We start from the raw sequence: 13,009 nt of genomic DNA, 5'->3' as shown, positions 1-13,009 counted from the left end.
CGGACATGATATAATTACCCGGAGTTGATATAGCAATCACAATTGAAAGGTGAGAAAATACTGAGATAAAAACTATCTATTTACAAGCTTTTCAGCCATTTTCTTTCTCACAATTGATTTAGGATTGCTACAGAAGATTACAAGTTAATGAAATACAAAAATACCCCACCCTAACCCTCCCCTTGTCAAGAGGAGGGAACAAGATTTCTTATTTCCCCCCTTTATAAGGGGGGATTAAGGGGGGTAAGGATGTACTTCATTTAGATGCAAAATGCTGTATATCATTGGTTATTTACAAATGACCAATAACTAATGACTAATTCACAAGTCAATGCTTATTTAGGACTTTGTGATTCATCTTGATTTTTAGTTTTTTGATGAGAAAAGCGAATTCCTACAAAGATATCGTAAATAAACTCCAAAAAGTCTTTCTTTTGTCGTAACCCTGAAGTTTGATAACAGCCTTTTTCATCTAATAAAGGCTTCATTAGATAGTATGTGGACTGATATTTGTACCAGGGAATACAAGTCCATAAATGATGAATTAAATGGTAGTTCTGGCCTAAAATCAAGATGTTAAGAATTGGGCTAGGGTATACACGAGCATTTTTCCAGCGATCGCGTTCAACAAAGGGACGATGGGGCAAATAATCAAAAAACAAACCCAGTACTAATCCCACGATACCAGAAGGTACAACCCAAAAATTGAGAACGTACATTAAAAAATGATATTGAACTGAGATATAAACAATTCCAACAACAATTAAGCGGCTAATTAACCATTCCCATAGCTCATATTTGCGCCACAGTCGCCGTCGAAAGAAAAACACTTCGTGGGACAAGAATCGAAATGCAATCATCCACAGCGGGCCACCTGTAGAAACAAAATGATCTGGGTCGTCTTTGGGATGGTTGACATGAGCATGATGCTGCAAATGTACTCGTGTAAACACTGGGAAAACAAACCCTAGCATCAGGGCGCTACCATGCCCTAATATGGCATTAATAACTCGATTGCGGTGGGCAGATTGGTGACAAGCATCATGAATTACTGTTCCAGCACAATGCAAAGCAATAGTGTTAGAAACAAAACACAGCCAGTCTGGCCATTGCCAAAGCCAGTAACCGCAATGAGATGACACCAATACTGTCACAGATGCAATAAACAGTAGTAGTGTTGGATTGAAATCACCAGGAGGCGCTAATAATTCCTTTGGTGGAGCTTTCAGGAGTTTTTCTGGTTTTGAAGTTACTGTTCTTACTTCTGTATCTACTACGTCTTTTAAGATGACTTCCAAGTTGTTGCCATTTAGCTTTTTATAGTCATCAACGGCTGGGTCGATGATGATTAGGCTTTTGTCCGGGATGTCAAAAAAATTAGGATCTAAAGAGGTCATAATTTTCCTGGTCTTGATTCGTTGATAAAATGGGTTTTAAATCCCAAACTCAGCCAGCACAGAATAGATTTCTTGCCCCGATTCAAGAGATGAAAAGATTGAAAATTTAGCCAATACTCTTCTCTGTTCAAATTAGGTATGGACTGTAAGAGATAGGGAATAGAAAAATTTTTGAATTACTTGCTACGCTACACACATAAACAAAATATTTTATTTTTCATTTCGGGAGTTGCTCCTGTTACTCATAATGCCAGCAACAACGGCATACATAGATTTTGGTTTGATGTCGACATTTATCGATTTGCCCAGTCAATGTTTTTTGCGATGTGCTGAAATTGTGCTTTGTTATTGCTTTTGTGAAAAGCAGTTTTCAACAATATAAAGAATACAGTTATTTTAAGGATCAATGCAAGAGTTATATCGGGATTTGACGTATAATAAAAATATTTTAGACACAGATATCATACTTCTAACAAAATGCTTATTTTATTTTATGAAAAAAAATTATCTCTTTTCCTGGATGATGCAATAAGTATATATACTAGCGATCGCTTATTCCCTTCCTTTCGATTTCATGCAGTTGCTGTCTTGTTTTTTTAACCAAAACTCCATCGTGGAAGTGTATTGGTAGCCGGAGTAAAGGAAGATTCGCGCCAACCATGACACTTATTTGTGGAGCATATCACTCCCGACTCTGATTCTAAGTTCGACACCACGTAAAATATCAAATTTCTCTACTTAACAATCAAGATTTTGCTATGCGTCAATTATTACTAGTTTTTTCCAGTATACTAACCCTCAGCAGTTTAAATATTCCTGCGATGGCAATAGCAGGTACAACGCCTGATTTATCTGAGATGCGCTTAGTTCAAAAGCTCAACTGCAATAATCCTCAAACTCAAGCAGCAATTAATGAATGTACGAAGTTGTCTTATCAGAATGCAGATAAAAAACTGAATCAGGTTTATCAACAATTGATATCTACATTAGAAAGACCTAGAAAACAGAAATTGATTGCTGCACAACTAGCATGGATTAAGTTTCGAGATACCAATTGTGAGTTTGAAAGAAGCAGATATGAGGGCGGAAGTATTGGCTCTAGCATTTATTCTGGTTGTTTGGAAGATACTACAAAACTGCGTACCCAACAATTACAAGAATATCTGAAAACTGACCCTTAAGCTCAAAGCAGCCTAGAAGAAGCTTTTAGAGATTCGACTTGTTGCATGAATTTAAAGCCCTCACCCTAAATCCCTCTCCCACGCCTGGGAGAGGGACTTGTAAATTTGCATTTGTGCAAGAGGTTTATTGAGTCAGAGACTCAATGAATGCATTCCTAGACAGCAGCCTGGGAACGAGGAAGGACGAGGAAAGTTTTTAACTACTAGTTGTCACTGGGAACTAGAGTAATTATCTTTTTTTGAGATTAACGCAAACCTAAAATTTCGGAAATCGCCGCTACAATATCCAAATAAAAGTTGCCTTTCACCGCTCGAAATAACTCAAATTTTGAGTCAGGGGCACCAAAAAACGGTCTGAGAAACCATCCTAATTGCATACCAACAAAGGCATAAAGCAATAACCAGGATCTTAAAATAGTGGTGCGGGTTTTTTTACCAACTTCATCTTGTTGAGAAAGTAATTGCATTCCTTCATACAGGAATTTAACGCCAAATACGCCTGTAATGCCAAAAATAAATACATTCAGTAATTTAAAAAATTGATAAGAATCGGGTGTAGTTATTAGAAAAAATAGTGTAACTGGTGCCAAGCTAAATAAAAGTACGCTGATCACTGATACAGATGTGAGTAATACAACGAAATGCTGTAGAATACTGCTGCGAGAACCAAACAAAACATTAAAAAAGAATAATGTCGGGAAACAAATAATCAGTGTAATTAAATAGAATACCGGAAGCTTAATAGCACCAGATAATGCCTGTCCCCAACTGTGCGATGCACCGATAATTGCTCCATAAAGGGCAAAGAAAATAGAACTAGTTACGAACAGAGAACTAATTTTATTTTGTAATCTGACTCCCAAACGAATTTCTTCTAAGAATGATTGGCGATCGCGCAGCAAATTAACCAAAACACCAAATTGTTCTATCCCGCGAGTTTGCTTCTTCAGCATAATTGTATAAGTTGTATATTTTGTGAAATTACTAATGACTAATTAACGGAATCCAAAGAGATAGCTAAGAGATTTAATGACGCTTAAATAGAAATTACCTTCTCTTTCGCGGAATAGTTCAAAGACAGAACCAGGTGTGCCGAAAAACGGTCTGAGAGTCCATCCTAACTGACTGCCTACGAAAGCGTAAAGAAATAGCCAAAATTGTAAAATTTTCTGCCGGGTTTTACTACCTTCATCATCTTGTTCTAAAACTAAACTCGTGGCTTGATATAAAGACGAAACACCAATAAATCCAGTTATGGCAAAGATAAAGACATTTAACAGAATTAAAAACTGGTAATTATTGGTGGTAATTAAGAAAAACAACGTGATAGGAGCAAAGCTAAATAAAAGTACGCTCGTGACTGAAACCGCAGTTAAAACTAATGCTAAATGCTGTGCAAAACTCCGCTTGGAACCAAAAATGATGTTCGCAAAGAACAACGTCGGGATACAAATCAAAAGTGTGATTAAATAAAGTGCTGGGAGTTTAATGGCGGAAGATAAAGCTTGCATCCAGCTATGATATGCACCAATGATTCCGCCATAAGCGGCGATAAATAAGGAACTGCAAACCAGTAGCGAAATGATTTTATTTGGTAATCTCGTACCTTGGCGAATTTCCTCTAGAAATCCTTGGCGATCGCGCAGGAATCCAATCAGCACTGCAAAGTATTTGATTCCTGATGATTTCCGTTCCATCATGTTATCCTCACACCGATAAAATTCTAAGTTTAATCTGAGTAATCACCGCCAGAACCATACTTCCAAGCATCAATCAAACGATGCCAATAATATTGTTGTTCGTTCGGTTGATTCTTAATCCATGTTTCTAGCATTGGACTTAGCGAAAACAAGGCAGTGTATACACCTAAATTACTGTAATGTAACATCCAATCTAACAAACTTGCCAAACCTACTTGCGGAATTATCTTGGCAACTATTCCCGGATGGTATAAACCAGTTTTTAACAGTGTTTGCGTTAGTGCCGAAAATTGCACTATATCTTGTAAAAATGGTTTTAACACTGGCGTACGCAACTGTTGCATTTCTTGAAATACCGCTGAGAGTAATTGGTTAATTTGATCTGGAGCAATTTTTTGATTTACACCCACACTCATCGCCCTTTGAAACAACCAGGTAACAGTCAAACTTGGCTGATAGGGTTGCAGCAGTGTTAACGCTTTTGCAGATAGTTGTTCTGTTTCTAGCGCTTCGGAAATGCCATAAGTTAAACGCTTCAGGTGACGCACCATTGCCCCAAAACCACCAAAACTCAAGGGAGATTGACTACCACTGCTATCTCCTACTGGTAGAATGCGATTCCAAGGGGTTTTTAGCGGACTTTGGCGATAGGTGGGAAAGAAACCAAATAGTGCCCGTTGAAATTTCAGGTTGCTCAACTCCACTCCCTGATATTCTGGAAGAAGACGCAGATATTCCTCAAACATAGCTTCTAAACTCAAACGTTGAGGTTCTGCATCCATGTAGGTAAACAAATAAGTGGTTCTGCCATCTCTAGCTGGGAAGGCTTCCCAGAAGTATTGGCATTGATTCTGCAAGGATGTGAATGATAATAATAAATCGCCTGAGTTATTTTCTGGAAAACCTTGGGCGCAACTTCCGACAACCAAGCACAGCGCATCTGGTTTTTTGCCTTGGCGTGCTTGTTGGGTGATGGGTGACAAATGTCCCATCGCGTCGATTAATAAGCGAGTTTTGAATTGGTTATTTACCATCACACCATCTGGATGAACCACAGCTTCGGTAAAGGGTGTGTTTTCTAATAACTTTCCTCCAGCGGCGAGAAATCGAGTTTTCAAGGTAGCGAGTAGATAAACTGGATCTACGCCGATATTCAAGACATCCTCTACCAAAACTTCTGTACCGCCAGCAAAACTAACTCGCGCTGGGTTATATTGAGTGGCGATCGCACTTGCTAATTCTTCCTCTGTTAGCAAGTTTAATTCCACAAATACATCTAATTCTTTGCGAGAAATATTCCATTCTTGTTCCCTCCCCCGCAAAATTCCCCGTTCCAACAACGCCACCCGCAATCCCTTCACCGCCAAGGCGCAACCAATTAAAATGCCCAAAGTGCCACCGCAGATTAGGACATCGAAATCTACAACGCCTAAAGGCTGTTGACTTTCATTAACTAAGGTTGGTACTGGTGCGGAGTTTTCGCGCACAGATGTTAAGATGCGATCGCCTTGACGCAATCCTCCTAAAACATCGCCGGGTAATTGGGAAAGAATTTCTTCAGTTAAAGACATTTTGGAAAAATTCAACTCTACATTCCAAAACTACCTGACAATGAAGAAAGTAGCTGAATAAAAAGACCTCTCTCTGGTTTTATTACCTAAAAACGTCCGTCTTCGAGTCGGCTACGGTGTACAGATAAGTCTGAAGTAGTTTACGAATCTGGTTTTTACCCCACCCTAACCCTCCCCGTATGTATTGGGGAGGGAACTAGATTTCTTTTTCCCCCAATACATCGGGGGGATTAAGGGGGGTAATTCGACTTTTGTATAGTCGGCAAGGGAGAGAATTGAGCTTTAATTTAAGGCTGCCAGAGGTTTGTCTAACCCACGTTAAATTATCCCAAACCGAATAGTTTTGCGATCGCAGGCAATAATTTATTAGTCGATTCAACCAGAGAAGCAACAGCAGGTAAGCCTGTAAATATGCCTTTCAACATAGTGATGGCTGTTTTTGCCATCTTCTGCTTGGTGGATTCTTGAGGATTTTTACCCGCTTCTGCCAAAGTGTTCACCTGTTCTAGCGCTTCGGCTTTGTCTTCTTCTGACAAATATGTGGATTGGATGATTGCATCTTGCAACTGCGACAATAATTCTTTAATTCCTGGTTTCTCGACATCGGTTGCATCAGGTAACTGATTGAGGGCAATACTCACGTTACCGCTAATGGTTCCTAGATTAGCAATAGAATTATTGCCAGCGATACCGCTAACATTACTGCTGCCTTCAATATTGATGCCGCTGATATCAGACATGTTGGTATTTCCTTGTGTATAAAATTTCGGCTGCTTGAGAGCAGTATCTACCATATTTTCTAAACTAATAATGCGCTTATCTTTTTCTACCAGCAATAATTGCTGACTCTGCGATAAAGCTTTGATTTGATAGGGCGGATAAAACCAATAAGGCTGTTACTGACGCTGCACCAATTGTCCAACGGCGTTGTAGTCCGGCTTTGGCATGGCTGAAGTTTGCACCTGTTAAATTAGCATTGGTGAAGTTTGCCCCTCGGATGTCGGCATAGCTAAAGTTTGCACCCACAAGGTCTTGTCTACCTTTGAAGTTGCGTCCTCGGAGATTTTGACCGGAGAAGTCTAAAGCCATGTTCCACTTTACGGAGGTGAGTAAATTTTACTACACGCTCACCCCTGTAAATTCAGGAATGGTTAAATATATTTGTTAGTTGAGGATAAAAGGTGCAACTTCTAGGCTCAGAAGGTCATCATTGAGCCTCAGAAGTCAATAATATAATAAAGAAGGAAACAAATCGATCATAAATAGTGTTAAGTGTAGAAATAACTATGGAATCAAAGCAAGATGATGTTACTATTCTTCAGGAAGCTGAGAAGCGTTTACGGCGACTCTCTCCAGAAAGGCTGCGGATAGTGAGTGATTTTCTAGCTGATCTAGAAGAAAAAGAAGAAAATGAGGCGACAACGGAACTTTTGAATGTCCCTGGTTTTGAGCAAGCTTTGCATGAAGCTATGCAGGAAGCTGAGGCTGGGGAAGTGGTGTCATTTGACAGTATTCGTCGTCATGTATGAACTGGTACTGACTCGCAAAGCACAGAAGTTTTATCAAGAAGTAGATGCATCACTAGCGGAACGACTAAACCGTTGCTTTGACCAACTGCGGCAGAATGCTTACGAACATCCAAACATCAAGCGGCTGAAAGGTGATTTCGCAGGTCTTTTTCGCTATCGAGTTGGTGTCTGGCGAGTTGTTTATAAAGTGGATGAAGAACAGCAACTAATTACTATTTTACTGATAGCCCATCGGAGCGATGTATATCGGTAAGTGTTTAGTGTATCTCAAGTATTAATGTAGATATAGTCACAGATGTCTTTTACCGATAGCACATCGGTAGTAATTAAAAGTTCACTTCCCCCCTACCAAGACTTGTTCGGCACTCAAATCCAACTGTGGAAAAGTAAAAGAGATAATGCGTTCTTGTCCTCGGAATGCAACAGCATCATAGAACCCTTCTACTAGAGTGCATATTGTTACTATCTCTTGAATTGGGTCAACAATCCAATATTCGGGAATTTCCAGAACAGCATATTCAGAGCGTTTGCTGCGATAGTCTGTGGTTTGTGTAGATTCGCTGACGACTTCTACCACTAATGTGGGGGGAGTTTCATTGAGTTCGATAACAGCTTCTCGATTAGAAAGTGCTTCCCACTGCTGTGTTGGTAATACTACTACATCTGGAATTCGTGAGGTGTCCCAGCGTCCTCCACGTGGCGATCGCACTCCGACAGAAAACTTTTGTGCTGTCCAATTCTGGCCCATTTTGGCACTTTCATCATCAAAGCTTCGTTCTAAAAACTTAGAGATGCCACCGTGCTTGCCAGTGCCAAGGCTCATGGGAATTAATTCTCCATCTACCAATTCATATTGGGTATCCGTGCCATCGTTATACTTAAGATACTCTGCAAAAGTAAATTTTTTTGTGGTTGCAGTCATAGCGATACCTACGGCGGTCACTGAGCTTGTCGAAGTGCGGGCTGCGCCTATGCAATTCTCATCGATGACTCAATACAGTTATTCTACTTGCATTACAGGAAATCTTGGTGATAGCGTTCACTTATGTCATGAAGCGTCAACCAGCCCCATGTATCAATAAAAAGCTTAGTCGTCATAAACTCTTATCCTTTGTGGAGTGAAACAGCCCTGCTTCCCTCTGCGCTCTTAATGATAAGTCTTTAACCGAACACAATATCACTGATGATTAAGCTGTTGGTTTGGATGTTCTTGATTTGTTACTACAGGTGATACTGCTGTCTCCACACTTTCTTCTTGGGCTTGTATTTCTAGTAGTTGGGGAATTGTCACAAATCTATAGCCTTCGGCTTTTAAATCTGCAATCATTTCTGGTAAAGCCTTGACAGATTTGGAACGGTTGCCGCCTCCATCGTGCAGCAGTACAATTGCACCGGGTTTTGCATATTTCAGCACATTTTTGACCAGCCCTGGAACTTGAGGTGAAAGACGTTCAGCATCTCCCGATTGTTCTGACCACATCATGACAGCGTATTTCTCGTTTTTGGCATATTCAGCTAGTCCATTATTCAGAAAGCCTCCAGGAGGACGAAATAGAGTAGTTTTTACTCCAGTAGTCTTGTAGATGATTTCTGCTGTGCGATCAATTTCACTAGCAGCAGTAGCTACGTCCATGTGACGATACCAATGATGCCATGTGTGATTACCAATTACATGACCATCAGCAGCTACTTGCTTGGCAACTTGGGGAAAATATTTCACCATTTGCCCGATCATGAAGAATGTGGCCTTGACGTTATTTTTCTTCAAAATTTCTAAAATCTGTGCCGTATTTTTGGGTGCAGGGCCATCATCAAAAGTTAGGGCGATAACTTTTTCATTCGCTTTTACTTTCCCTTGATAAACGATTGTTCCCTGAAATGCCTTTGGCACTTGATTCATCTGGTCTGTTACTGGATTTATATTCTGTGCATCTGCACTCATCAGTTTGTTATGACTCGTTTTGGCACTCTCGCTTTTTGGTTTTATAATTCCAAACAAATGCTCAAATCCGCTTGTGGTTAAAAGCAAGCTGATACCTAAACTACTAGCACCAGCAACCAATGTAATAATTATTAGTTTTAGTAACAAAGATAATTTCCGACTAGACACATTAAATCTCCTCAAATATTAGTTATTGGGCATTGGGGATTGGGGATTGGTTTATCTCTGATGTTTCCATACCTTTACCCGGACTTGATATTACTCGTAGCCTCTTGTAATTAATATATCTACTGCTGAAAGAAAAAAGAAAACAATAAAATACCTTGAAACATTCCAGCTCAAGCTAAAGGATATCTCAATTTAATTTGTACTAATTTGCTACTATTATTAACCTGAATAAAATAATACTCAGTGGATTTAGCTGACTAGTAGAGTCAGCAATGATAGCAGTATAACCGTAACCTGGAGAAATGCTAGGTAGTCATTGACTTATATAGTCGAGGGCTTTGCAAATGCCAATATTCGTTATTTGCTTGCGATCGCTTCCAGCGGGCGGTTACGCCATCGCAGTTTTTGCTTATCCTTGTAGAGAGGCAGAAGGTAACAACCTACTACCTCATGCCCCCTTCAATCTTCGTCAAGGGCTGGGAAAGCTTCTTCAAGCTGCCACAACCGATCTTTATTTTCAACAAACCAAATACGAGTTTCTGGAGTTAATTTACTCCAAATGTCTTCAACAGGGATGTGAGGAGATGCATACTGGTACTGCTGACCAAGTGATTTGAGATTATCTGCAACATCACCGGGAATTCCGAATTGTTCCCAGTCAACTGTTATATGTCTTCCCGAAACTCCGGCTGTGGGGTCGAAAACCAGTTGTGCCGATCTGACTAAATCAGCAAAGTGTTTCGGTTTAAGTTTGGTGATTTCCTGAATTTGGAGTAATTCGTTATGTTCTTGAGACATGATCGCCGCAGTGGTAAAGATTAGTGGTGTATTGAACTTACTGCCAGAGATTTCTATCCCAATATTTCTTAGTTTAGCGCAGAGCCACTAACTCGATCGTGACTTAACCACACAAGGGGTTTGAGCAAATCTTTTGAGGTGAGCAAATTTACCACACATCTACCAGTACAATATCTAAGCTAGTAATGAAAAGTTTGTAGTAAGCACTTTAGTGCTTAGAAAATAATGACTAAAGTCCTTACTACGAATTGTTTTCAGTACTTATTTTAGTGACGAGTGTAGGAACGCTCAAAGCGAGTTTTGAGTGTATGAGCCATAACAGAGATGACAATTGCTGCTATAGAAACCGATATTGCTGCTATTTTGATTTTAGAATCATTTGCAAGTATCGCTACAGCAGCTAGAGCGATCGCTACTCCTATACAACCTTGTTTGACCCTATTTGTCACTTGATAAGCTCGATTGCAAGAACTACAAATAAGTGTATGTCGCGAAAATCTGTCTGACAAAATCGGCTTTGAATTCAACTCGCCATTCTCAACATTTTTCCATGTGGAATAGCCTTGATAAAAAGGCAAAGATGACCCAAATTTATCTAGCCACTTACGGAACTCAATCACTAATGTGTCAGATGTTTTTAAAGGCAAGTATAATTCTTTGAGACTTCTTCCTAATCGCTCAATTTCTGCCTGTTGTCCCGCAATCAAAGGCAAATCCTGCTCCAATATTTTGTTCGTATTCAAGTGATCGAGCCAGCGCGGCCTCAGCTTGACTCCCCAAGTCATGAAATTACGATAACCTCTAGCTAAAAGACGGCATCGCCCTTTACCTAAAGGAATTGAATACAAAGCTAGTCCAAATGTCCAATCTTTTTTTTCAATATAAGCAGTGTTCAGCACAAGACTTGGAGCAACAAAATCAACATACTTCCAGGGTTCATTTGATTTGTTAGCTCCCCGCCACCTGCCTTTAACCCCCTGAACCGAATTCTCTAGCACTTCCATTTCTAGCGGTTGGGCATTTTTCCGATTACCACCTCCTCTAGTGCCATTATGGCTAATAGCAACATGAGCAGGATCGATGACGTTTTCTACTAAATATGTTTGGTCGTAAGGCAGATCCAATGTAAAGTCTGCACACACAAATCCTGACTTATCTAAATCTGGCAAAATTGGAATAATTTCATCAACAGCAGTTTCTTTTTCGCCAGCCCACACCCAAATCATGCCTTGGCGTTCCACAACTTTAAAGGATGGCACGCAAGCATTGACTGGAATTTTTGCATCTGTTGCTAATTGAGGAATGTGCAGACATTGGCCATCACTGCCAAACTGCCAGCCGTGATATAAGCATTCAATTTTGCCGTCAATAATTTGTCCTTCAGAAAGTTTCGCTGTACGGTGAGGACAACGATCTGCTAAACAGATAAATTGTCCATCTTTGTTTTTGAACAAAACCAAAGGTTCATCGTACAACGAAAAGCTATGAGGGCGGTTAGCAGGTAAGTCTTTGACGAAAGTGACGGGATACCAGCATTGCCTCCAGTTAAATTCTTGCTTTTCCTCAAGTTTCTCAAAGGTAGAAGTTGGTGGTGTCGCCTGTAGTGTTTCTGTTTCTAATGACATATTTTTCTCCAGGTTTCTATTATTTTATACTTTGGGATTAGTAAATCTTTAGTCCCAAAGATAGAAAATTTCTAGGGTAAAACTTTAAAAATTAACAATGAGAAAGCATTCAGGCATTTTGAGTAAGTTAAAAGTAATTTTGCTTGCGGAAAATACTGAAATTAGTAAGCAAACTGGGGTTTGAATAAGTCAAAGTTCATTTTGCTTACGGAAAACACCAAAATGAGTAAGCATTCAGGCATTTTGAGTAAGTCAAAGGTCATTTTGCTTGCGGAAAACACCAAAATGAGTAAGCAAACTGGGGTTTGAGTAAGTCAAAGGTCATTTTGCTTACGGAAAACACCAAAATGAGTAAGCAAACTGGGGTTTGAATAAGTCAAAGGTGATTTTGAGAAAGCATTTAAGTATTTTGAGAAAGTAAACTAGGTATTTTTATAAAGCAATGATAATTTTTGCTCAAGTAATCAGCAAATATACTTGACAATTAAAAATTGTGTCTGCACAAATCTAAGTCGGCAATCAAATAACTTAATAACTTTTCTATAACTTGTAATTATTGATTTGTTTATAGAAGAATTACCTTAGCTACTCACTTTCGATCAGAACTGTAACAGCTGCGATCGCAATCAACATTTCGTCATTTTTATCGTTGAGTTCGGGAATCGCCCGCCCTTGAACGATCATCCCTCCAGATTCTACGGTGAGGGTTTTTCGACCAAATGGTAATACAGCGAGTACTTCTTCTTCTCTAACTTGTTCTGGGTATGGCACTGCTACCTGAACTTCTATAATCATTTCATTGGGATGACTTAAACCTGCAACTTCCCAAACACCGGGTAAGGCATTGTGAGCGATCGCATTTCGTACTGCCCTAGATGCTGCTACTGTTGGTTCTTGTCCATGCTGATCTATTCCCATCCCCATCTCAATAATCAACCGTTTACGTACCATTGCTACCTCCAGTAAATTTTGCACCTTTCACTACCAAAGGCAGCTATTCTAAGGGCAAGAGGCAAAATAAATACTGCATCTCTTCTCTACAAGACCCTTCGCGCAGAGTCCTACAATGAAACCCAGACATGCTAATTGCACCCTCCT

The 13,009-nt window shown here is 39.7% G+C and carries 14 protein-coding genes; 3 read left to right on the top strand and 11 right to left on the bottom strand.

Going from position 1 to position 13,009, the window contains the following annotated elements; all coding sequences use genetic code 11:
* Positions 1–335: 335 nt before the first annotated feature.
* Positions 336–1,397, bottom strand: coding sequence for a beta-carotene hydroxylase (gene crtR, locus RMY27_RS12960; RefSeq protein ID WP_322663734.1), 1,062 nt, complete (start codon positions 1,395–1,397; stop codon positions 336–338).
* Positions 1,398–2,155: 758 nt separating this feature from the next.
* On the opposite strand from crtR, the gene RMY27_RS12955 reads away from it, so the two are divergent.
* Entirely contained in the window at positions 2,156–2,578 is a 423-nt protein-coding gene (locus RMY27_RS12955; RefSeq protein WP_322663732.1) for a lysozyme inhibitor LprI family protein, read from the top strand.
* 245 nt (positions 2,579–2,823) lie between these two features.
* On the opposite strand, the gene RMY27_RS12950 is transcribed toward RMY27_RS12955, so the two are convergent.
* From RMY27_RS12950 to RMY27_RS12930, 5 genes are all read right to left on the bottom strand, one after another.
* Positions 2,824–3,531: an actin-binding WH2 domain-containing protein gene (locus RMY27_RS12950; protein ID WP_322663730.1), complete on the bottom strand. Its 708-nt coding sequence runs from the start codon at positions 3,529–3,531 to the stop codon at positions 2,824–2,826.
* 42 nt (positions 3,532–3,573) lie between these two features.
* Positions 3,574–4,278 carry an actin-binding WH2 domain-containing protein gene (locus RMY27_RS12945; RefSeq protein ID WP_322663728.1) on the bottom strand — a complete coding sequence of 235 codons (705 nt, stop codon included), beginning with the start codon at positions 4,276–4,278 and terminating at the stop codon, positions 3,574–3,576.
* Positions 4,279–4,307: 29 nt separating this feature from the next.
* Positions 4,308–5,849 carry an FAD-binding oxidoreductase gene (locus RMY27_RS12940; RefSeq protein WP_322663725.1) on the bottom strand — a complete coding sequence of 514 codons (1,542 nt, stop codon included), beginning with the start codon at positions 5,847–5,849 and terminating at the stop codon, positions 4,308–4,310.
* 323 nt (positions 5,850–6,172) lie between these two features.
* Positions 6,173–6,643, bottom strand: coding sequence for a hypothetical protein (locus tag RMY27_RS12935; RefSeq protein WP_322663723.1), 471 nt, complete (start codon positions 6,641–6,643; stop codon positions 6,173–6,175).
* A 22-nt stretch (positions 6,644–6,665) separates the two neighbouring features.
* Positions 6,666–6,938: a pentapeptide repeat-containing protein gene (locus tag RMY27_RS12930; protein WP_322663721.1), complete on the bottom strand. Its 273-nt coding sequence runs from the start codon at positions 6,936–6,938 to the stop codon at positions 6,666–6,668.
* 197 nt (positions 6,939–7,135) lie between these two features.
* On the opposite strand from RMY27_RS12930, the gene RMY27_RS12925 reads away from it, so the two are divergent.
* Together RMY27_RS12925 and RMY27_RS12920 are read left to right on the top strand one after the other, a co-directional pair.
* On the top strand, positions 7,136–7,378 hold the full coding sequence (locus RMY27_RS12925) for a hypothetical protein (protein ID WP_322663719.1): 243 nt from the start codon (positions 7,136–7,138) through the stop codon (positions 7,376–7,378).
* Positions 7,371–7,631: a type II toxin-antitoxin system RelE/ParE family toxin gene (locus RMY27_RS12920; protein ID WP_322663717.1), complete on the top strand. Its 261-nt coding sequence runs from the start codon at positions 7,371–7,373 to the stop codon at positions 7,629–7,631. The genes RMY27_RS12925 and RMY27_RS12920 overlap by 8 nt, the downstream gene beginning before the upstream one ends.
* Positions 7,632–7,712: 81 nt before the next feature.
* Here RMY27_RS12920 and RMY27_RS12915 read toward each other — a convergent pair whose 3' ends face one another.
* The 5 genes from RMY27_RS12915 to RMY27_RS12895 form a co-directional block, all read right to left on the bottom strand.
* Positions 7,713–8,300 (bottom strand): Uma2 family endonuclease, encoded by a 588-nt coding sequence (locus RMY27_RS12915; RefSeq protein WP_322663715.1) that lies wholly within the window; start codon positions 8,298–8,300, stop codon positions 7,713–7,715.
* A gap of 255 nt (positions 8,301–8,555) precedes the next feature.
* Positions 8,556–9,488, bottom strand: coding sequence for a polysaccharide deacetylase family protein (locus RMY27_RS12910; protein WP_322663713.1), 933 nt, complete (start codon positions 9,486–9,488; stop codon positions 8,556–8,558).
* A gap of 459 nt (positions 9,489–9,947) precedes the next feature.
* Positions 9,948–10,286 (bottom strand): hypothetical protein, encoded by a 339-nt coding sequence (locus tag RMY27_RS12905; RefSeq protein ID WP_322663712.1) that lies wholly within the window; start codon positions 10,284–10,286, stop codon positions 9,948–9,950.
* Between the two features lie 266 nt (positions 10,287–10,552).
* Positions 10,553–11,911 carry a Rieske 2Fe-2S domain-containing protein gene (locus tag RMY27_RS12900; RefSeq protein WP_322663710.1) on the bottom strand — a complete coding sequence of 453 codons (1,359 nt, stop codon included), beginning with the start codon at positions 11,909–11,911 and terminating at the stop codon, positions 10,553–10,555.
* Positions 11,912–12,496: 585 nt separating this feature from the next.
* A complete protein-coding gene (locus RMY27_RS12895) occupies positions 12,497–12,862 on the bottom strand; it encodes a Lin0512 family protein (RefSeq protein ID WP_322663708.1) in 366 nt (121 codons plus the stop codon).
* Positions 12,863–13,009: the final 147 nt, after the last annotated feature.

Origin of the sequence: Nostoc sp. DedQUE09 (assembly GCF_034530915.1) — a bacterium.
Taxonomy (GTDB): domain Bacteria; phylum Cyanobacteriota; class Cyanobacteriia; order Cyanobacteriales; family Nostocaceae; genus Nostoc.
Note: the sequence above shows the minus strand (reverse complement) of the source record. Positions and strands in the feature narration are given on the sequence as shown.